A 17,879-nucleotide genomic window follows, 5' to 3' on the forward strand; every position below is an offset into this window, starting at 1 on the left:
GCCTGCTCACGCGGTGTGCCGACGATACTTGACCGATTTGCGTAGTTTCTGGATCTGCGCCGTCTTTCGCGAGCGGTGTCTCGGTTCGAGAGCCCTGCAGGGCACGCAACTGTGCACTCGGCTCTCGAAAGCCGGAGTAACACCTATCCTCGGACGCATGACGAACCCGAATGATCCGAACCGGGACGAGCGCGACAACCCGACGGAACACTTCGACAGGCCGGGCAGCACCGACGACCCGACGCAGGCGTACGGGCAATCGGGATACGCAGCTCCCGGCTATCAGGCGTATCCGGAACAGGAGTACCGGCCGACGGAGGCCTATCCGACGTACGAGGGCGGCCAGTACCCGCCGCAGCAATATCCGTCCCAGCAGTACCCGACACAACAGTTCCCGGCCACGGGGTACGGCCAGCAACCGTACGGCGGCCAGCAACCGTACGGCGGCCAGCCCCCGTACGGCGGGCAACCGCCCTACGGCAATCAGTACCCGACGGAGGCGCCGTTTCTGGAGAACGGAAACGGTGGCGGTGGCGGCGGGAACGGCCCGCGCACACTCCTGATCGCGCTGGGCATCATCGTCCTGCTGGCTGTCGTGGCGGTCGGTGCGCTGGTGTTGCTGCACACCTCTCGGGCCGAATCCGACAACGTCGCTGCCCCGTCGACCACCCGATCCGCTCCGACCACGACGCGCAGTCCGTCGACGCTGCCCAGCCTGCCGTTCGAACTTCCGAGCAACATCCCGACCGCGCCCAGCGACATCCCCGGTGCGACGGGGGCGGCGTTGGGGCAGATCGCGTCGATCGACGGCACCACCATCACGGTGAACGATCTGACCGGGGTGCAAGTCCAGATCCGAACCGACGGGCAGACTCAGGTGATCGGGCTCGGTGCGTCGTCGGTTGCCGATCTTCGCGCCGGCGACAGTATCGTGGTGCAGGGCACGGCCAACGAGGACGGATCCATCACCGCCGCAACGATTATCAGTACGAGCGTGCGGTAGGCGCCTACGACGGAAACACCGACCCGACAATGCTCGAGACGATGGTCGCCGCGGACAACCCGCCCGTACCGAACGCCGCTGCGACCGCGATCCCGACGAGCGCTTCCTCACGCGACGGTATCGGCGGCTCGATCGTCTTCTTCATGGCGGCGAAGGGCACCGACCACTCGATGTCGACCGTCCCGTCGTAGACGCGGGTCAGCTCGCCGAACGAGTTCATGCCGTCGTCGGTCGTGCCGCACAGCAGAGTGCTGGCTTCGAGGTTCTTGGCCCTCATCGTTATCAGGCGCCCGTCGAACGAGATGCCGACGTCGTACGAGCGCTTCATGATTCGAGCCTTACCCGGTGTGAGCTCGACCGGGCGACCGTCGATGGACGCCGTGATCGCCGACGGATCACGAGTGCCGATCGGCGTACGGGTGTGGTCGGCACCACCCGTACGCCGCACGGAGACAGTAGTTCTCGGCTCACCGTCGTAGGTTGCCGTGATCTCGGACGTCGCGTACTGCACGACGACATTGCCGTACAACAATGAGTCCACGATCATGGCATCCCACCCGGGTCGGGTGTGAAAATGAGTGTTGGTGGACTCTTTTTCACACCCGTGTGCCGCAGGCGCCTACCGCGCCATCCCCCGCTCCACCGCCGCCACGAGCTGCGGCCGCAGCTCGGCTGCCTTCACGATCGAGTGCACCGAGCCCATCGTCCGGGCGCGCTCGATGTTGTGCACGGCCTCGAACTCGGCCGCCACCTCGCCGAGCTTCTGCGATCGCACGGCGGAGCGGGTCTTGGCCAGCTCCACCTGCAGGTGCGCACGCTCGGTGTCGTCGTCGGAGGCGTTGTAGCGCGCTTCGAGATCGCGTACCTCGGGATCGCTCGAGGTGCGGGTGTTCACGTCGCGGGTGAACACCACGGCCGCGGCCGGGGCGCCGCCGAGAACCGAGGCGAACGATCCTTCGACCGCGAGCACCTGCATGTTCTCGTTGAGCGCTCCGGAGAACACCACGAACGCGCCGCCGTGGTAGCGGGAGACGACGCAGAACACGATGGGACCGTCGAAATTGACGATGGCCCTGCCGATTTCGGCGCCGTACTCGAGCTGGATGTTGCGCAGTGATTCCGGTGACCCGTCGAATCCGGACAGGTTCGCCAGCACCACCAGCGGCCGATTTCCGCTGGCCGCGTTGATCGCTCGTGCCGTCTTCTTCGACGACGCGGGGAACAGTGTGCCCGACGTCCACTGGTCGGGTCCGTCGGCCGCGAACCATCCCTTGCGGGGAATGGCGCGCGACTCGATGCCGATGACCGACACCGGGTATCCGGCGAGGTGCGCGTCGAAGACGACCGAGGTGTCCGCGTCGGCCATGTCGGCCCACCGCTCGAGCACGGCGTGGTCCTGATCCACCACGGCGCGCATCACGGTGCGAATGTCGAAGGGCTTCTTGCGTTCCGGGTTCGTCTCCGCCGAGAAGATGTCGCCGACGGTCTTGAAGTCCGACGACGGATGCACGTGCGGGTAGCTGCGCACGTCGCGGTCCGACGGATCGGCGGTGACGGCACGACGCGGGAACCGTTCGCCCGCAGCCAGATACGAGTGATCGTAGTGTGCGAAGAGCACCTCGACGGCCGCGGTGAGGTTGGGCGCCCAGTACTGCGCCTGCCCGTTCGGCCCCATCACCCGGTCGTACCCGCCGATGCCGAAGTTGTCCTCGGCCGACACGCCGCCGGAGTAGTCCAGGGACTGCTTGCCGGTGAGCACCATGGCGCTCTCGGGGGTCATCACCAGGATGCCCTTGGTGTGCTGGAGCATCGTGGCTTCGGCGTTCCAGTACGGCTGCGCGCCGACGTTGATGCCGGCGACGACGATGTTGATCTCGCCGCCGTTCTGGGTGAACGTGATGATCCGGCGCAGTGCGCGCGAGACCCAGTCCATGTTCTCGGTGCCGCTGTCCATGGAAATGGTTGCGCCGGAGGACAATGCGAACCACTCGACCGGAACCTTCATCTCCTCGGCCAGGTCGATGGCCGCGACCACGCGAGCGCACTCGGCTTCGGCGACGGTACCCAACGCCTTGGTCGGGTCACCGAACATCGCGACGCGCTTCAGCCCTTCCGGGTGCAAGGTCGTGGGCGTCGAGACGAGGCCGACGATGATGCCGGCGGTGTTGCCGCCGTACGGACGCTCGACCGGAGCCAACCGTCCTGACTCGTCGAGATCGTGCTCGACGAACGTGCCGTCCGCGCCGGTGAGCAGCGGAACCAACTCGTAGGGGTACATCGTTCCGCGTGCCTGCGAGCGCTGCACCTTCTGCGTGTACTGGTCCAGCGGGCGCATCGGTTCGGTCGGCGGCTCGGTGACCTTGACGACCAGGCCGGTGCCCGGGCGGTAGGAGAACCTGAGCGCCAACGACTTCGGTTCTGCTCCGGGCGCCGACCGCAGGCGCGCCATGAGGGTGATTTCCTCGAGGCCCGCTGCCGTGGTGAGCGGTGCGAGGTGCCGTGCGACCGTCGTCAAGTCGTCGATCGACAGGTCGAGAACCTGCCACACGTAGAGCACCACGCGGTTGTTGTCGAGGCGACGCGAACCGCGCCGGGCCTGCGCTCGGCGGATGCCGTCGAGGCACGCCGACAACGTGCGCTCGATGGCCGGCACCGAGACGACCTTGCCGCTGCCGTCGAATTGCACTGATGCGTCACGAATCTCGGCGAACGCGATGAATCGCTCGTCCTTCGGATTCTCCTTGGCGCACAGGTGGAACAGGTAGGTCCCGGGAGGCGAAGCGAGGCGAGTGCCGTCGAAGTTCTTCAGGCGCCACAGGTCCAGTCGCTGACCGGTGAGCGGATGCAGGTCCCGAATAGCGAGATCCTCGGCGTACTCGCCGGTGTCCGACGGGCGCAGGGTGAGCTGACGGATGGCACCGTCCGCGGACCCGAACACGGTGACGGTCACCCGACGCCAGTTCTCGGAATGCCGCTGGGCGTCGATGATGTCGCGCAAGGCGTCGGCCAGCGCGTCACCACCGGCGGGGGCATCCGGCCACGACACGTACAGGTCCACGGCCAACTTCTCGGGCAACGGACCGGCGATGTCGTCGACCACGGACAGCGTCGACGCGATACCGGCGCGATCGGTGATCGTCGAGAGCAACTGCACGGTGCCGCCCACCAGAGTGAACGTTCCGGAGACGAAGTGGTGACCGTCGCGGTCGAACGCCTTGACGTCCTCGAACTGCCGAATCTCGTAGTACTGGCGCGTGATCACTTCGAGCAGTGCGCCCGGGTCGGACACCCGATCGGCCAGCATCTCGATGAGCGGTTCCTCCGTCGCCACGAGCGCGTCGATGCGCTCGGCGTGATCGGGGGAGTCGGGGCGCTCCGCCAGGTACTGCAGACTGCCGCGTACCCCGTCGTAGATCTGCTCGCGGGCGCGGCGGATCTGCGGCTCGTCGAACAACTGGAAACGAAGGTTACGAGCAACGTCACCGATCAGCGGGTAGCGCACCTGAGTGGCAACGACCAAGCGCTCCAACACTTCTCCGAGGGCAGGGTCGGCGTCGGGCGCGACGGACGCGTCCGCGAGCCACCGCTCGAGCAGCGACGCGATCACCGGAACCTGGTTCTCGATGCGTTGCTGTGCGAGGAACAACCGGTAGACCGCCTCTTCGAGGTCGGTGCCCGGCTCGAGGTCGTGCTGATCGTAGTGCCGCAGTGCGCGAGAGAGCTTGTCGCGGAAGGTGTCCGGCAGACCCTGCTGATCCGCGTAGAGCGCCTTGAGGAACGCGTGGAAGTGCTCGCGCGGGCTGTGCACGCGCTCGTCGGTGTCCTCCTCGTCCATCGTCGGCCGGTTGCGCGTCAGTTCGCACATGTCGGCGAACGTGGTGAGCAGGCCCAGTTCGGCCTGCAGCAGTTCACGATCGTGGCGGGGCAGCGACGGACGGATGCCTTCGTACTCCGAGATCAGCGACATCGCGCGGGTGGCGCTGACGTCGTAACCGCTGATGAGTGCGCCGATCTCCTCGAGGCGAGACAGGGCGTCTGCCCGATCGCCCGCCGCGGCGGAGTCGTCGGCGCGGAACTCCACGCGCGCAGTCTGCGACGCGGCCGCCTGCTCGCCGGCCGGATCGATGCGCAGGAGCGAGGCGCCTGCGTCGACCTGAGCGTTGACGACGGCGAGAACCTCGCGCACCTTGCCGGCTGCGGGAGCGCGGACGGCGGTTTCCATCTTCATCGACTCGAGGACGACGATCGTCTGCCCGATCTCGACGTCGTCACCGACGGCGACGGGCACCGCGACGACGACGGCAGGTGCGGGCGCGCGGACCAGGCCGGCTTCGTCCTGGCTGATCTGGTGGCTGATGCCGTCGACCTCGACGAGGTAGTTGGCGGGCCCGGCGACGGTGACGACGGCGAAGCGTCGACCGTCGAGCGTCAGGCGCGACTCGAAGTCGCTGAGGCGCTCGATGTCCACGTCGAGGTCACGTCCGTCGACGCCGACCGTGTAGCGGTGCGGGCCGAGCTGGCCGACCGTGAGTTCGTATCCCTGGCCCTGGTAGTTGAGCTCGACGGTGCGGCCGATGTCGTGGCTGGCGCGGGGCCGGCCACCACGGGCGGAGGCGAGGAACTTGGTGCGCTCCCGCGCCTCTTCGGCGTCGTACGCGTCGACGGAGGCGGCGATCAGGGCGATGTCAGCGACACGCGTCGGACCGGCGGCCGTGCCCGCGCCGCTCCGGTCGAGCCAGCCGGTGTCGGCGGTGGCGTCGATCAATTCGGGCTTGTCCAGCAGGTCGAGCAGGAACGATTTGGTGGTGGTGCCACCGTCGATCACGACGGTGGTCTCACGGAGTGCGGTCCGGAGCCGGGCGAGTGCTTCGGAGCGGTCCTTGCCCCACGCGATGATCTTGGCGACCATCGAGTCGTAGTCGGGCGGAATGACGTCGCCCTGGGCGATGCCCGTGTCGACGCGCAGGCCGGAGCCGAGGGGGAACTTGAGCAGCCGGACGGTGCCGGGGGCGGGCGCGAACCCGTTGTCGGCGTCTTCGGCGTTCAGACGCGCTTCGACGGCGTGACCGAACTCGGGCGGGCAGTCACCCTCGAGCGGGCGCCCGCTGGCGACGAGGATCTGCAGCTTCACCAGGTCGAGGCCGGTGGTGACTTCGGTGATGGGGTGCTCGACCTGCAGGCGGGTGTTGACCTCGAGGAACGTGAAGATCTTCTGTTCCGGCTGGTACAGGTATTCGACGGTGCCGGCGCCGCGGTATCCGGCGGCGCGCACGAGCTCGGCCGACGCGGTCCTGAGCTCGTCGGACTGTGCCTTGGTGAGGACGGCCGAGCTGGATTCCTCGATGACCTTCTGGTTGCGGCGCTGGATCGAGCAGTCGCGCACGCCGGGGGCCCAGACGTTGCCGTGGTTGTCGGCGATGACCTGCACCTCGACGTGGCGGGCTTCGGTGACGAGACGCTCCAGGAACACGACGGGGTCGCCGAACGAACGCTCGGCTTCGCCCTGGGTGCGTTCGAGGGCGAGTTCGAGTTCGTCCTCGGCGTAGACCTTGCGGATGCCGCGGCCGCCGCCGCCGCTGCGGGCTTTGATGATGAGGGGGTAGCCGATGGCCTGCGCGTGGCGACGGGCGTCGGCGCGGGTCTCGACGGGACCACCGGACCACGGGGCGACGGGTACGCCGACCTTCTCGGCGAGCAGCTTGGCCTGCACCTTGTCGCCGAGAAGACGCATGGCCTCGGCGCTCGGTCCGATGAACGTGATGCCGAGGCGAGCGACGATGTCGGCGAAGGCGGGGTCCTCGGCGACGAAACCCCACCCGACCCACACCGCGTCGGCCTTGCACTCGACGAGGGCGCGTTCGAGTTCGACGTAGTCGAGGTAGGGGTTGGTGACGCCGGTCTTGTGGAGAGTGACCGCCTCGTCCGCTTGACGGACGAACATCGCGCGGCGCTCGGCGTCGGTGTGCATCGCGATGGTGCGGATGCCGTAGTCGAATTCCGAGTTCAGCTCCCGTACCGCCCTGATCAGGCGTACTGCGGCCTCGCCTCGATTGACAACTGCTATCCGTGTGAACATTCTTCTCCGCCGTCTTCGTCGTTTTTCGATGTGGTGTCGCACGCGCAGACGTCGATGTTGGCGCTGCCACCACGGCAACATGGCGACGTCATCTTCGCCTGCTCGAGCCGTCTTCACGGTGCCCTCGTGAATCGTGGTTACACGTCACAATGCAAAGGTGTTCGGCCGCAACAGGAGTGATGAGAGGTCGCTCGAGTTCAACCACATCACACATTTGCGCTACTAGCGAGTACAGCTGTGATAGTTGACTTTTCGCGCAGTTTTACTCGCGGGTATACCGGCGAGTAGTGGTCGGGCCCGCGCCTTCGACGGGGTCGGCAGGTCTGCGCGATACAGTTACGGGCGATGACTGCCACGTGGTTCGGACTCGCCGTGATCGCACTGCTCGGTGCGGTGGCGCTGCTGTACGTCGACCGCACCCGTCGCCGCCGGTCCGGCAAGGTCCGTCAGATCTGGGCCAAGGCGCAGGGGTACCGCTACACCGACGCCGACCACGATCTTCCGACGCGCTGGAACCGCGCCGTCCTCGCCAACCAGGAATTCCTCGGTGCCGTCGACGTGGTCGAGGGCGTGCGGCGCGGCGAGGAGTTCGTACTTTTCGATCTCGAGGACACCGTCACCGTCGTGGCGGTGCGGCGCGAGGTCGGCTCCGACGTCGATCTCGATCTCCGGTTGCGCAGCACTCCGCCGCCCAAGGACGCCGACATGAACCTGCTCGGCTCCCTCGGCCCACGCATCATCTTCTCGACCGACCTCGACGTCGCTCGGCGCGTGTGCGACCAGCGCATGGTCGCGTTCACCCATTCCGTGCCCGACGTGGTGCAGATGCTGTGGTCCGAGCGCGAGTGGACCCTCGGGACCCTGGCCGTCGGCAGTACCGGGAGGGACTGGGACGCCGCGATCGACACCGTCACCCGGCTCTCGGGTCTGCTGCACGTGTTGCCGCCCGCGAGTCGCCGACCGGCCCCCGACGTCGACCCGTCCGACGACGCCGACGACGCACCGCGCCGGCCGGTCAGCGCGTTCCGCCGTGGCTCGGGGGAGTCGCGGGTCGAGCCGCCGCCCCGTCAGGATGCGTCGTCTCGTCAGGATTCCCCGTCTCGTCAGGATCCCCAGGGGCGTTCGGATTCTTCGGCCCGCTCGGAGGCGCAGTCGCGTGTCGAGCCGCCTTCACGGATGGACCCGCCTGCCCGCGTCGACCCTTCCCGACGTCCACCGCCGCCGCGCGTCGAGCGGTCGGCCCGCACTCCGGGTGCGGCGCGCCCGGCCGAGCGGCCCGGTCCACCCGCGCCGAGGGTCACCCCGATCTCGTCCGACCGTCGCCGCCCCCGTGCCGACAGCCCCCGTGCCGACAGCCCTCGTGCCGACGGTCCCCGCTCCGATGGCCCCCGTGCCGACGGCCCGCGGTCCATCGAGGACTTCCGAGACCGCTCGGAGCCCATCCGTGGTCGACGCCGACCGCCCGAGTCCGACTGATCTACATCGGCTCGTCGCCCGTCTAATGTCGGGTGCATGACAGCTCCCCAGCCCGGCTCGAAGATTCGCCCCGTCGCGCTCGTCACCGGACCCACCTCGGGAATCGGTACCGGCTTCGCACGCCGCCTCGCCGCCCGCGGTTACGACATGGTTCTCGTCGCGCGCGACTCCGCGAGACTCGACGCGGTCGCCGCCGAGCTGAAGTCAGATTACGGCGCGGAGTCCGAGATCATGGTCGCCGACCTGGCGGTGGAGTCCGATCGAATTCGGGTCGCAGCGAGGCTCGAACGGGGCGTCGAGTTCTTGGTGAACAACGCGGGGTTCGGTACCTCGGGTGAGTTCTGGACCGCCGAACCCGCTCTGTTGCAGTCGCAGTTGGACGTCAATGTGACCGCTGTGATGCATCTCACTCGCGCGGCGTTGCCGTCGATGGTGGCGGCGGCCAAGGGGTACGTCGTGAACGTGGCCAGTGTCGCCGGTCTGCTGTCCGGCAGAGGGTCGACGTACTCCGCGTCCAAGGCATATGTCATCTCGCTGACGGAGGGGCTCGCGGGCGGTTTGGCCGGTACGGGAGTGCAGGTCCAGGCGCTGTGCCCCGGTTTCGTGCGGACCGAATTTCACGAGCGCGCCGGAATCGAGATGTCGTCGATGCCCGGCTTCATGTACCTCGACGTGGAGCAGGTCGTCGGCGCGTCGTTGTCCGATCTCGAGAAGGGCAAAGTGCTGAGTGTGCCTGGCGTTCAGTACAAGTCACTGACGACCGTGAGTCGGCTTGTGCCCAGAAACATCGCCCGACGGGCCACGTCGTTGGTGGGAAGAGGTCGCGGCCGAACCTGAGCTATGTTGCTCAGGTGACTCTTGTGACGTGTGTTGCGATCGTGATCGCTGTCGGGGCGGTGCTCGTGTTGATGGGTGCACGCAAGATCAAAGCGCGACAGGAGACGGCGCGTGCTGCGCTGGCCCTGCTCGAAGCGGAACTGGAACACCGCCGGGAGGTGATTCCGGAGCTCGTTCGGGCGGCCGTGGCAGCCGACCTCGATCGGGCGTCGATCAACCAGCTCGTCGGAGCGCGGTCGTGGTCGTCGGTCGTGCGGGAGAACGACTTCGACCTTCCGCGGCGCGCATCTGCCGAGAACACGCTGTCCGCCGCACTCTACGAAGTGATCTGGTCCGCTCCGGGTGCGACGTGGGAATTCCGCCGTCCCGCAGACGAATTGGATACCATCGAGCAGCGCATCGTCGGCGCGGTGCGGGTGTACAACACGCACGCCGACGCGCTGGTGCGGCTCTCGCGTTCCCCGCTGACCGCTCTGAGCGCTCGCCTCGCCGGAGTGGAGGCGCCCGACCTGTTCGTCGACTCGGTCGCGCTCGACGCGGTGCGCACCCGCGTGCCGGCCTGAGCGCTCCCGGTAAGTTGTCGGCCATGGCTGAACGCGACGAACTGGCAACCCTGGTACGCGAACTGGCGGTGGTGCACGGGCGGGTGACGCTGTCCTCGGGCAAGGAAGCCGACTACTACGTCGACCTCCGACGCGCCACCCTGCACCACCGCGCCGGACCGCTGATCGGATCCTTGATGCGAGAACTGGTGTCGGACTGGAACTTCGACGCAGTGGGCGGCCTGACGATGGGAGCCGATCCCGTTGCGCTCGCCGTGATGCACGCACCGGGTCGGCCCATCGACGCGTTCGTGGTGCGCAAGGCCGCCAAGGCGCACGGGATGCAGCGTCAGATCGAGGGGCCCGACGTCGTCGGCAAGCGCGTGCTGGTGGTGGAGGACACCACGACGACCGGCAACTCGCCCCTCACCGCCGTCAAGGCTCTACGCGATGCGGGTGCGATCGTCGTCGGCGTCGCCACCGTGGTCGACCGCGCGACGGGTGCCGACCAAGTGATCGCGGCGGAGGGCGTGGAGTATCGGTCACTGCTGGGGTTGGGGGATTTGGGGCTGTAGATCGCCGTGCGCGATTCGCGCCGTCACGACGCCAGCTGCGCCACCACGATGTAGTTGTCGTCGGTCGGTTCGCCGTTCTGCACGTCGCAGTTGGCGAGGATCAGGCGGCCCGGCACCGACTCGCGAAGATCGTTGTCCGCCAACAAAGAACCCTTGGGTAGGGGTCCGACGGTCTGCACCGCGTAGTCGAGGACCCCGGCCGGCGTGTTCAGCACCACCTGATCGCCCGGCTGCACCACGCGCAGCGCCTTGAACGGAGCGTCGCGCTTCGAATAATTATGGCCCACAACCACAACGGTCTGCTCGGTCGACGTTCCGGGCAGTCCGCTCTCCGCCCACCACGCGGGCAACGCGTCGACCGGGTTCAGGACCTGGTTCGCGTCGCGATAGAGCCCGTCGGCGTGGATGGGACTGCTGAGGTAGGTCTCGCCGGTCCCCGAGCGCAGTTCGATCTCGGTGGGTTGGGCGGGTTCGACCGCCGGATTGGCCGACGCCGAAATGCGCGATTCGACGGCCGAGCGGTCCGGCGGCGCCACGCCGGGCTCCTCGCTCCCACACGCTGTGAGAACGAGGAGCCCGGCGAGGATCCAGATCAGGTGACGCATTTACGCGGACTGCTGTCCCTTGCGGCGGCGAACCAGTACGGCTCCGCCGACACCGGCGACAGCAACCACACCGACACCGGCGAGGATGGCCGGCAAGGCCGAGCTGTCCGAACCGGAATCTGATGCAGCAGAGGCGGAATCACCGAGAGCGAGGTCGACGGGCGGCAGTTCGCCGGCAACCTTGGTGTTCCCGTTCTCGTCGGTGGTGAAGTAGTCGGCGACGGTGAACGAACCGTCGTCGTTACGCACACCGACCAGCTGAACACCCGTGGCGTCCACGGCGACGGTGTTCTCGTCGATCTCCGTCACGGGAACGTCTTCCTTGACGACGTTGCCGAGGTTGATCGTGAACGAGAACTTCGGGCCGCTGGCGGCGAGTGCAGCTGCGTCGGCCTTGAGCTTGTCGTTGGCGGCGGCAGCGGTGGTGGCGTTGGTCTTGGCCGTTTCAGCCAGGGCCTTGGCATCATTGGCTGCCTTGGTGTCGTTCTCCGCCTTCAGCTTTGCGGCATCCGCCGCCTCGTTCGCTGTGGCCAACTTAGCTGCCGCCTCGGTCGACGCTGCTTCAGCAGCGGTCAGTGCAGCTTCTGCTGCATCCGCCTTCTCCTGCAGCTCCGCCGTCGTTGCGTCGGCCGCTGTTGCAGCGGTTTTCGCAGTGTCGGCTGCTTCCTGTGCGGTCTTCGCGGCCGCTTCAGCCTCCTCGGCGTCCGCTCGTGCTGTGGCCGCGGCCTCGAGCGCAGCTTCCGATTCGTCGTTCGATGCCGCTGCGGTTGCTTCCAGCTGGGTGGCGCGGGCGTCCGCAGCTGCGGCGGTTGCCTGAGCCACCTGTGCCTGGAGGGCGGCGGTGGCGTACTTCGCGGCTGTTGCGGCTGCATTACGCAGAGCGGCAGCTACTTTGGCAAGGTTGAAATCCTCGAACGACTTCTGCACGGCAGCCAGGGACGCGTCCAGTTCCGTCCGAGCCGTGTCCGCCTTGGTGGCTGCTGCGGTCGCGGCTGCGGCCTTCGCGTCGGCGTCGGCACGTGCCTCTTCGGCGGCGGCGACCGCCTCGGGATCACCCGCGGCGACGGCTGCCGCTTCGAGCTCGTCGGCCGTGGCGTCGGCGGCCTTGGCCAGTGCGTCCGCTTCGTCGGCCTCGGTCTGGGCTGCGGCTGCGGCTGCCTTCTTTTCGTCCGCGTCGTCCTGAGCATCCTTGACCATGGCGGACGCCGCGAGGCTTGCCGTCTTGGCGGCAATTGCAGCCTCGGCCTTCGCGGTCGCGTCGACCTTCGCTGCGGCGGCGTCGGCCTGTGCCTTGACGTTGGCGTCAGTGGACGTCGCTGCTGCCGCGGCGGCCTTGTCGTAGTCGGCCTGTGCGGCGACGGACGCTTCCGCGGCGGCCTTGCTGTCGGCCTCGGCCTTGGCCAATGCGGCCTTCTCGGCGTCGCTCAACTGCGGGATCAGTGCAGCGTTGATGGTGGTGGTGCCGTCCTCGTTCTGGACGATGCCCACGGTGAGCTGCGGTGCGGGACGCTGGGTCGACGGCGCTTCGGCAGTAGCGGCAACGCGTGCGTCTTCGGACACCACGGCCGGCGGAACGACAGTCGGCACGACTGCGGCAGCGGCGGGATCGGGTGCGACGTCACCCTCGGCGGGAGGTGTGTTGGCGTCGGTGCCGGGCTCGACAGGGGTTTCGGCGGGAGCCGACGGTGTGGTCGGCGTCGGTTCGTCCTGCGCCAGCGCAACTGCCGGCGCACCTACGGCCAACGACAGCGCCACGACGGCGCCGGCCGCCGCGAGGCGGGCTTTTCGGGAGGTGGTGATCAACTTCGATGACATGCGAACTGCCCTTCAGATCTCGAACGAAACGGGCGTAGACACCAGCGCGGGTGCGCCGGTGCCTCTTGACGTGAGGGATCCCGAATTCCTTACGTCAAGTAACCCTTTACTTCGAGTTTGGACTGTAGGGGGTTACTTCGCGTTCGTAAACTGTTTTCGTCGAAACTGTTCGGTTCGTAATAAACGACTCATGCGTCACTCAGTCCCCAACAGTCACAGCACGCGCTTCGTCGATGCTGCCCGGTGCGGGCTCGTGGTCGTCGACGTGGGCGAGGACCTTTCGGCCCGACGCCAAGACCCCGATTGCAACGAAGGTGCACGCTGCGCCGACCCAGAACGGAACGTGAACGTTGATCGATTCGCCGAGCTTGCCGGCCAGGTACGGGGCCGCCGCGCCGCCCACGAATCGGACGAAGCTGTACGCCGCCGAGGCCGTCGACCGCTCGACGGGAGCCGAGATCATCACGGTCTCGGTGATGAGGGTGTTGTTGACGCCGAGGAACACGCCGGCCAGAACGACGCACACGACGAGGACGGCTTTGGTGTCGGTGAACAGTGCCATCGCCGCGAGATCGACTGCGAACAGTAGGAGCGCGAGCATCATGATGTTCAGCGTGCCGAACCGGCGCTGGAGCCGGGGAGCCAGGAACACCGACGAAATCGCCAGTGCCAGGCCCCATCCGAAGAAAATGAACCCGATCGAGTACGCGCCCATGTCGAGCGGGAACGGCGTGTAGGCGAGCAGAGTGAAGAAGCCGTAGTTGTAGAGCAGTGCCGTGATGCCGACGGTCAGCAGGCCGCGGTGGCGCAGCGCCCGGAACGGATCCGCCAAAGACGTGTGATGCGTGGGCGTTTCGCCGGCCGGGAGCATGACCAACAGGAAGATGAACGCGACGGCCATGAGCGCGGCGACGCCGAAGAACGGTCCGCGCCAGCTGATGCTGCCCAGCACGCCGCCGAGCAACGGCCCTGCGGCGATACCGATTCCGAGCGCCGCCTCGTAGAGAATGATCGCACGGGCCACGCCGCCGCTGGCCGCGCCGACGATGGCCGACAGAGCGGTCGCGATGAACAGCGCGTTGCCCAGTCCCCAGCCGGCGCGGAAGCCGACGATCTCACCGATCGAGCTCGACGACCCTGCGAGAGCGGAGAAGACGATGATGATCGCCAGTCCGGCGAGCAACGTCTTCTTCGGACCGAACCGGCTCGACACGACGCCGGTGATCAGCATCGCGACACCGGTCACGAGCATGTAGCTGGTGAACAGCAACGACACCTGCGACGGCGACGCGTTCAGCTGTTCACCGATGGGCTTGAGGATGGGATCGACGAGGCCGATACCCATGAAGGCGATGACGCTCGCGAAGGCAACGGCCCACACGGCCTTCGGTTGCTGCAGAAGGCTGGGCTGCTTCTCTACGGTGATGCTCACTGTTCGCTCCTTGACTTGACTGCGCCGCGAAGCTCGTCGAGTCCGCGCGCAATCTGTTCGACCTGTTCGGGTTCGAGGTGGTGCAGGTACTGCAGTAGCCCATCGCCGATGGCGTACCGGGCGTCGGCGATCCATTCGCGGCCCGCGTCCGACATCTCCACGACGACGGCACGTGAGTCGTTCGGGTCCGAGGTGCGGGTGACGAGACCCTGCTCGCCCAACGTCTTGAGCAACGCGGTGGCCGACGGCTGCGAGCAACGATCGATGCGCGCGAACTCGCTGATGCGCAGCGGGCCGTACTCCTCGATCAGTGACAACGCCCGCGTCCAGGTCCGAGGCCGGGTGTCCGGACTGATCGACGACGCGAGGCGCGTGAACCTCGACGCGTTGGTCACGAGTTCGGACAGCAGGCGACGAAGTTCTGCGTCGCGGTCCATGGTTGTCGTCACCGAATTATTATTGCATAGGGTAACTATTAATGAAAAGGGTAGTGTCTGGCCGATGATCGGAGTCGCCTACTGGGGCGCCGCGGCGGTGACCGTCGTCGGTGCGGCAACGGGGCGGGACCACCTGCAACGTGCGGCGAAACCGCTGCTGATGCCCCTCCTTGCACTCCGATCCCACGACCCACTGCTGACGGCCGGACTCGCCGCTGCGACCCTGGGCGACATCGCGATGCTCGAGCCGGACGACGACAGGCGCTTGATGCTGGGAGCGTCGTCGTTCGCCGTCATGCAGACGTGCTGGTCGCGCCTTCTCGTCCGAAGGGGAGCCCGTCTGTATCCGTCGACCGTGGGTCCTCGGTTGGTTGGATGGACGGTGTCGTCCGTGGTGACGTGTCGACGAGACAGTGTCATCGCTCCGGTGCTGTCCGCCTACGGACTCGCGTTGGGAACGATGTCGTCGCTCAGCGCCGACACATCCATGCCGGTCTTCACGAAACTGGGCGGACTGCTCTTCACGGTGTCCGACGCGACCATTCTGATCCGCCGCCTCGCGCTGACGGACGACACTCACCGGCGTCTTGCGGAAGCGTTCGTTCTCACGACTTATGTTGCAGCGCAATACCTTCTGGTGACCGGGTTCGTTCGAGATCGAGCAGGCGCTTCTTCACGTCGACTCCGCCCGCGAAGCCGGTGAGCGAGCCGTTCATGCCGATGACGCGGTGACACGGCACCACGATCGACAGCGGGTTGCGCGCATTCGCCGCCGCAGCTGCACGCACGGATCCCGGGCGTCCAGCGGCAGCCGCGAGTTCGGTGTAGGTGCGCGTCTCGCCGTAGGGGATGGCGCGTAGGGCATTCCAGACGCAGACCTGGAACTCGGTGCCGACGAGAAGCAGCGGAACGGTGAACGAGGTTCGAGCCCCGGCGAAGTACTCGGTCAACTCCGAGACGATCCGATCGAATCCTTCGGTCGACGGTTCGCCCAATCGAGCGGGAAGCGGTGCGGGAGCGTGGTTCTCGAAGTACACCCCGGTCAGCGCGTCACCCGTGCGGACCAGGGTGAGCGGCCCGACGGGGAAGGAGACAACTGCGTTGCACGGGTGTGAAAAAGAGTCCTCTGACACTCTTTTGTGCACCCGTGTGCCGGAGGCGCCTACAGCCATTGAATCCGCTGCCGATCTTCCGGGTCCACCTTGATCGACACGGTGTCGCCGCGGTGCCACTGCCCCGACGATCCCGGCCGCACGACCGATCCCCGATACGACCCGGTGCCGGGAACGGTGATGGACAGATCGAGTTCGGTGGACGCTCCCCGTTCGCGAATCTCGTCGATCACGGCCCACCCTTCGAGGCCGTCCCGTTCGAGGCGCCGTTCGTCCCGGCTGGGCCGGGACGCCCACATCATCGCCAGTCCCAGGGACGCGCCGAACAGTGCGACGAGACCCGCGAGTTGGTAGGGGATGGTGCCGCTCGGCGACTTCTTCACCAGGAACGCGATCCATATCGCGAGCAGAACGACATACCCGACGGTGACCGTGACGACGGCGCGGATGACGCGATCATGATTCATGTGAGATCCGAACTTACTTATCAGTAGCATCGTCGCTTACTCTGAGCGACATGCCTGAATCTACTGTGTTCATCACCGGCGCTGCAGCCGGTATCGGGCGCGCCACCGCGCTCAAATTCGCCGCTGCCGGCTACCACGTCGGTGCCTACGACATAGACGAGACCGGCCTCGCCTCGCTGGCCAAGGAGATCACCGCGAAGGGTGCGAAGGTCACCACCGGTGTCCTCAACGTGACCGATCACGAGCAGATGGTCACCCGGCTCGCGGAGTTCGACGAGGCAACCGGCGGCCGCCTCGACATCCTCATCAACAACGCGGGCATCCTCGTTGCGGGACCGTTCGAGGACATGCCGATCGAGGTGCACCGACGCGAGATCGACATCAACGTCGGCGGCGTCATCAGCGGCACGCTCGCGGCCTTCCCGTACTTGAAGAAGACACGCGGCGCGCAGGTGGTGAACCTGTGTTCGGCGTCGGCCATCTACGGTCAGGCCGAGCTCGCGACTTACAGCGCCAGCAAGTTTGCCGTCCGCGGACTCACCGAGGCGCTCGACCTCGAGTGGAAGCGTCACGACATCCGCGTGCTCGCGATGTGGCCGCTGTTCGTCCAGTCGGCGATGACCGCGAACATCAGCACGGGCACCACCAACTCGCTGGGCATCAAGCTGACGACGCAGGATGTGGCCGACGGAATCTTCAAGGCCACCCAGGACCGCAGCAAGCTCACCCAGGATCTACTGCACAAGGTGCACTTTCCGGTCGGCACCCCGTCCAAGCTCATGTCGCTCGGTTCCCGTTTCTCGCCCGCATGGTTGACGCGTCGGGTGAACAAGAGGCTGGCGAACACATAGAGCCTGAGCAGGGTGCGACCGAGTGGGGTGAGCACCCGAACGGCGTCGGCCCGTGGGTGGGGCCTCGTCCTACGGACGAGAGATTCGACCCGGTCCTTCTCGAGGAGGGTGACCGTCGGAACGTGGTCGATTCCTACCGCTATTGGCGACGAGAAGCGATCGTGGCCGATATCGACTCGCGTCGTCACCCCCTGCACGTGGCCATCGAGAACTTTGCGCACGACGCCAACATCGGGACCGTGGTCCGGACCGCCAATGCTTTTGCGGCACAGGCAGTTCACATCGTCGGGCGGAAGCGGTGGAACCGTCGCGGCGCGATGGTGACCGATCGCTATCAGCACATCGCGCATCATCCCGACGTCGCGTCGCTGGCGGAGTTCGCGGCGCGGGAGGGGCTCGAGATCGTCGCCGTCGACAATGTCCCGGGGTCCGTTCCGCTGGAGACGGCGGAACTGCCGCGCAACTGTCTGCTGCTGTTCGGGCAGGAGGGTCCGGGCGTGACCGACGATGCGCGCAGCGTCGCCGCCATGACCGTCTCGATCGCTCAGTTCGGATCGACGCGCAGCATCAACGCGGGTGTGGCCGCCGGCATCGCCATGCACACGTGGATTCGGCAGCACGCCGACCTGTCGAACGCCTGGTAACGGTCCG

At 66.9% G+C, this 17,879-nt stretch carries 16 protein-coding genes; 8 read left to right on the forward strand and 8 right to left on the reverse strand.

The window, feature by feature from the left end; all coding sequences use genetic code 11:
* Window positions 1–157: 157 nt before the first annotated feature.
* A complete protein-coding gene (locus IEW02_RS19510; RefSeq protein ID WP_188546538.1) occupies window positions 158–1,003 on the forward strand; it encodes a DUF5666 domain-containing protein in 846 nt (281 codons plus the stop codon).
* Between the two features lie 4 nt (window positions 1,004–1,007).
* Here IEW02_RS19510 and IEW02_RS19515 read toward each other — a convergent pair whose 3' ends face one another.
* Both IEW02_RS19515 and IEW02_RS19520 read right to left on the reverse strand, forming a co-directional pair.
* Entirely contained in the window at window positions 1,008–1,550 is a 543-nt protein-coding gene (locus tag IEW02_RS19515) for a hypothetical protein (protein ID WP_188546539.1), read from the reverse strand.
* Between the two features lie 72 nt (window positions 1,551–1,622).
* On the reverse strand, window positions 1,623–7,079 hold the full coding sequence (locus IEW02_RS19520) for an ATP-binding protein (RefSeq protein WP_188546540.1): 5,457 nt from the start codon (window positions 7,077–7,079) through the stop codon (window positions 1,623–1,625).
* Window positions 7,080–7,424: 345 nt separating this feature from the next.
* Here IEW02_RS19520 and IEW02_RS25480 point away from each other — a divergent pair, with 345 nt between their 5' ends.
* The 4 genes from IEW02_RS25480 to pyrE are packed head-to-tail and all read left to right on the forward strand — an operon-like array spanning window position 7,425 to window position 10,509.
* Window positions 7,425–8,555, forward strand: coding sequence for a TtfA family protein (locus IEW02_RS25480; RefSeq protein ID WP_371829978.1), 1,131 nt, complete (start codon window positions 7,425–7,427; stop codon window positions 8,553–8,555).
* A gap of 36 nt (window positions 8,556–8,591) precedes the next feature.
* Window positions 8,592–9,392 carry an SDR family NAD(P)-dependent oxidoreductase gene (locus IEW02_RS19530; protein WP_188546541.1) on the forward strand — a complete coding sequence of 267 codons (801 nt, stop codon included), beginning with the start codon at window positions 8,592–8,594 and terminating at the stop codon, window positions 9,390–9,392.
* Between the two features lie 14 nt (window positions 9,393–9,406).
* Window positions 9,407–9,955: a hypothetical protein gene (locus tag IEW02_RS19535; RefSeq protein WP_188546542.1), complete on the forward strand. Its 549-nt coding sequence runs from the start codon at window positions 9,407–9,409 to the stop codon at window positions 9,953–9,955.
* 23 nt (window positions 9,956–9,978) lie between these two features.
* Window positions 9,979–10,509: an orotate phosphoribosyltransferase gene (pyrE, locus tag IEW02_RS19540; RefSeq protein ID WP_188546543.1), complete on the forward strand. Its 531-nt coding sequence runs from the start codon at window positions 9,979–9,981 to the stop codon at window positions 10,507–10,509.
* 23 nt (window positions 10,510–10,532) lie between these two features.
* Here pyrE and IEW02_RS19545 read toward each other — a convergent pair whose 3' ends face one another.
* The 4 genes from IEW02_RS19545 to IEW02_RS19560 form a co-directional block, all read right to left on the reverse strand.
* Entirely contained in the window at window positions 10,533–11,114 is a 582-nt protein-coding gene (locus tag IEW02_RS19545; RefSeq protein ID WP_188546544.1) for a class F sortase, read from the reverse strand.
* The gene (locus IEW02_RS19550; protein ID WP_188546545.1) at window positions 11,115–12,929 is read right to left on the reverse strand and encodes a hypothetical protein; all 1,815 of its coding nucleotides are present in this window, start codon (window positions 12,927–12,929) and stop codon (window positions 11,115–11,117) included. It abuts the gene before it with no gap.
* A gap of 199 nt (window positions 12,930–13,128) precedes the next feature.
* A complete protein-coding gene (locus IEW02_RS19555; RefSeq protein ID WP_188546546.1) occupies window positions 13,129–14,361 on the reverse strand; it encodes an MFS transporter in 1,233 nt (410 codons plus the stop codon).
* Window positions 14,358–14,798 carry a MarR family winged helix-turn-helix transcriptional regulator gene (locus IEW02_RS19560; RefSeq protein WP_188546644.1) on the reverse strand — a complete coding sequence of 147 codons (441 nt, stop codon included), beginning with the start codon at window positions 14,796–14,798 and terminating at the stop codon, window positions 14,358–14,360. The genes IEW02_RS19555 and IEW02_RS19560 overlap by 4 nt, the downstream gene beginning before the upstream one ends.
* A 64-nt stretch (window positions 14,799–14,862) precedes the next feature.
* Between IEW02_RS19560 and IEW02_RS19565 the strand changes: the two genes are divergently transcribed.
* Complete coding sequence (locus IEW02_RS19565) at window positions 14,863–15,501, forward strand: lysoplasmalogenase family protein (RefSeq protein WP_188546547.1); 639 nt, start codon at window positions 14,863–14,865, stop codon at window positions 15,499–15,501.
* Here the strand turns inward: IEW02_RS19565 and IEW02_RS19570 are convergent.
* Both IEW02_RS19570 and IEW02_RS19575 read right to left on the reverse strand, forming a co-directional pair.
* On the reverse strand, window positions 15,404–15,931 hold the full coding sequence (locus IEW02_RS19570) for a methylated-DNA--[protein]-cysteine S-methyltransferase (RefSeq protein WP_229746167.1): 528 nt from the start codon (window positions 15,929–15,931) through the stop codon (window positions 15,404–15,406). The two genes, IEW02_RS19565 and IEW02_RS19570, sit on opposite strands and share 98 nt — an antisense overlap.
* A gap of 29 nt (window positions 15,932–15,960) precedes the next feature.
* Entirely contained in the window at window positions 15,961–16,377 is a 417-nt protein-coding gene (locus tag IEW02_RS19575; RefSeq protein WP_188546549.1) for a hypothetical protein, read from the reverse strand.
* Window positions 16,378–16,427: 50 nt separating this feature from the next.
* Between IEW02_RS19575 and IEW02_RS19580 the strand changes: the two genes are divergently transcribed.
* Window positions 16,428–17,228 carry an SDR family oxidoreductase gene (locus tag IEW02_RS19580; RefSeq protein ID WP_188546550.1) on the forward strand — a complete coding sequence of 267 codons (801 nt, stop codon included), beginning with the start codon at window positions 16,428–16,430 and terminating at the stop codon, window positions 17,226–17,228.
* On the forward strand, window positions 17,186–17,872 hold the full coding sequence (locus IEW02_RS19585; RefSeq protein WP_188546551.1) for a TrmH family RNA methyltransferase: 687 nt from the start codon (window positions 17,186–17,188) through the stop codon (window positions 17,870–17,872). The genes IEW02_RS19580 and IEW02_RS19585 overlap by 43 nt, the downstream gene beginning before the upstream one ends.
* Window positions 17,873–17,879 lie beyond the last annotated feature (7 nt).

Source organism: Rhodococcoides trifolii (genome assembly GCF_014635345.1).
Lineage (GTDB): Bacteria > Actinomycetota > Actinomycetes > Mycobacteriales > Mycobacteriaceae > Rhodococcoides > Rhodococcoides trifolii.

Excerpts from the sequence above, each read along its gene's own strand:
- IEW02_RS19510 (WP_188546538.1), top strand. The coding sequence starts at position 158 with ATGACGAACCCGAATGATCCGAACCGGGACGAGCGCGACAACCCGACG.
- IEW02_RS19515 (WP_188546539.1), bottom strand. The coding sequence starts at position 1,550 with ATGATCGTGGACTCATTGTTGTACGGCAATGTCGTCGTGCAGTACGCG.
- IEW02_RS19520 (WP_188546540.1), bottom strand. The coding sequence starts at position 7,079 with ATGTTCACACGGATAGCAGTTGTCAATCGAGGCGAGGCCGCAGTACGC.
- IEW02_RS25480 (WP_371829978.1), top strand. The coding sequence starts at position 7,425 with ATGACTGCCACGTGGTTCGGACTCGCCGTGATCGCACTGCTCGGTGCG.
- IEW02_RS19530 (WP_188546541.1), top strand. The coding sequence starts at position 8,592 with ATGACAGCTCCCCAGCCCGGCTCGAAGATTCGCCCCGTCGCGCTCGTC.
- pyrE (WP_188546543.1), top strand. The coding sequence starts at position 9,979 with ATGGCTGAACGCGACGAACTGGCAACCCTGGTACGCGAACTGGCGGTG.
- IEW02_RS19545 (WP_188546544.1), bottom strand. The coding sequence starts at position 11,114 with ATGCGTCACCTGATCTGGATCCTCGCCGGGCTCCTCGTTCTCACAGCG.
- IEW02_RS19550 (WP_188546545.1), bottom strand. The coding sequence starts at position 12,929 with ATGTCATCGAAGTTGATCACCACCTCCCGAAAAGCCCGCCTCGCGGCG.
- IEW02_RS19560 (WP_188546644.1), bottom strand. The coding sequence starts at position 14,798 with ATGGACCGCGACGCAGAACTTCGTCGCCTGCTGTCCGAACTCGTGACC.
- IEW02_RS19565 (WP_188546547.1), top strand. The coding sequence starts at position 14,863 with ATGATCGGAGTCGCCTACTGGGGCGCCGCGGCGGTGACCGTCGTCGGT.
- IEW02_RS19575 (WP_188546549.1), bottom strand. The coding sequence starts at position 16,377 with ATGAATCATGATCGCGTCATCCGCGCCGTCGTCACGGTCACCGTCGGG.
- IEW02_RS19580 (WP_188546550.1), top strand. The coding sequence starts at position 16,428 with ATGCCTGAATCTACTGTGTTCATCACCGGCGCTGCAGCCGGTATCGGG.
- IEW02_RS19585 (WP_188546551.1), top strand. The coding sequence starts at position 17,186 with ATGGTTGACGCGTCGGGTGAACAAGAGGCTGGCGAACACATAGAGCCT.